At 36.3% G+C, this 1,682-nt stretch carries 1 protein-coding gene; it reads right to left on the minus strand.

The genetic code is table 11. The annotated features are described in order from the left end of the window. Nucleotides 1–128: 128 nt before the first annotated feature. Nucleotides 129–1,577 carry an IS1182 family transposase gene (locus BM390_RS15125; protein WP_062323983.1) on the minus strand — a complete coding sequence of 483 codons (1,449 nt, stop codon included), beginning with the start codon at nt 1,575–1,577 and terminating at the stop codon, nt 129–131. Between the last annotated feature and the right edge of the window lie 105 nt (nt 1,578–1,682).

Genomic DNA, 1,682 nt, shown 5'->3' on the forward strand with positions numbered 1-1,682 from the left:
GAGGCCACTGAAAATCTTACGATTTTCTTAATGTAAGTTTAATTAGAATCAAAAAAGACGACACATTTATTCAAAAATATGAATAAGTGTCGTCTTTTTATTATTTTTAATTCACATACTCGCACATGTTACCCTCTAAGTTTTAATATTCTTTTCAAATTCACCGCGAATATCGCGACGGCTCCTTGCATTTGCATACCAACAAGACCCGAGGATTTTGATATATTATACCCGTGTCTGTGTTTTAATTCATTATTTTTAGCTTCTATTTTATACCGTTCTTTTGATTTCTCCTTAAAATATTCTGTTTCTTGAAACTTAGCTTGATCGCTATGATTGTCTGATTTAATACTGACGGAGTAACTTTTACTTTTAGCGCCAGGTTTATAACAGCCATCTCTAAGCGGACACACTTTACATTTTTCTACATCAAAATAATATGTATTGGTCTGATTTTTTCCGATATTCTTTTTCCCATGACGCGCTTTCTTAACGGCTAGATGACCGGCTTTACAGACATACATGCCCGCGTCTTTATTAAACTCAAATTCAGTTTTTCTACGGTTACCTTGAGTGACAGAAGGATTTAATTTAGCCACGAGTGCCATGTTTTTTCCCTTCGTAAAAGCAATATTGGCCTTCTCTGAATAGGCTGCATCTCCAATGACGGTTTCAACCTCTAACCCAGCTGCCATACTTTTTTCAATAAGACTTTGGAGTTGCTTGCCGTCTGTCTTTTCTCCCGTGGTAACAGTTGCCGCTGTAATGATACGTTCTTCACTCATAGCCAGGTGCGTTTTATAACCAAAAAAGGCTGTATCACGTGTTTTGTGTCCCACTCGAGCATCTTCATCTTCAGATATACGCAGCTGTTCGATATCATCTGTCACAGTTTCTTTTAACAGATTCATTTTTTCTTTTACCTGAGGGTATTCAGAAATCGTTTGATTCGCTTCAATCACATCTATTAGTTTCTGAGTGTAGTCGAGTTCATCTTTTAATTCATTGGATGTCGGTTTGGCTGGGAACTCATCTTTTAACGACGCATCAATCGTATAAACAGCTTTACGTAATTTCTTCGAACGGTCCATTAATATTTCTTTCGGTGATTTTTGATTATAACGCGCCTTTGTATGTGTGGCATCAACAATAATCGTATGACTTTTTAAAACGTCGGTTTCAATCGCAATTTCCACGGTTTTATTGATCAGTAAGTCGAGTAAATTGATATCTTTCAGTCGCAATTTACGAAACTTAGTTAGAGAACTTGGCTCGATAACTGGCTCCTCCGGAGCCATGCCAAGAAAATATTTAAAGGACATATCGTATTTGGAACGTTCAACAACATCAACATCTGAGACATCGAAGATGGTCTTTAAGAGTAAATACTTAAACATACGAATAGGATCAATGGCGTTTCGACCATTGGTGTGACAGTACTTATCCTTTAATTCATCATAAACAAACGAGAAATCAACCAGCTCGTTAAGTTGTCGTAAAAAATTATCTTTAGGCACAACAATATCATAAATCCCTGAATACGGACTTAACATCATTTCTGTTTGTTTAAGAATCATTTTAGCCACCACCTATTATTGATACTTCTATTTTATCGAAAAAAAGACCGGATGCCTATGATTAAATGAGGTATCCGATCTTTTTTGGACTTTTTCAGTGGCCTC

Origin of the sequence: Halolactibacillus miurensis (assembly GCF_900116255.1) — a bacterium.
Lineage (GTDB): Bacteria > Bacillota > Bacilli > Bacillales > Amphibacillaceae > Halolactibacillus > Halolactibacillus miurensis.

Excerpts from the sequence above, each read along its gene's own strand:
- BM390_RS15125 (WP_062323983.1), bottom strand. The coding sequence starts at position 1,577 with ATGATTCTTAAACAAACAGAAATGATGTTAAGTCCGTATTCAGGGATT.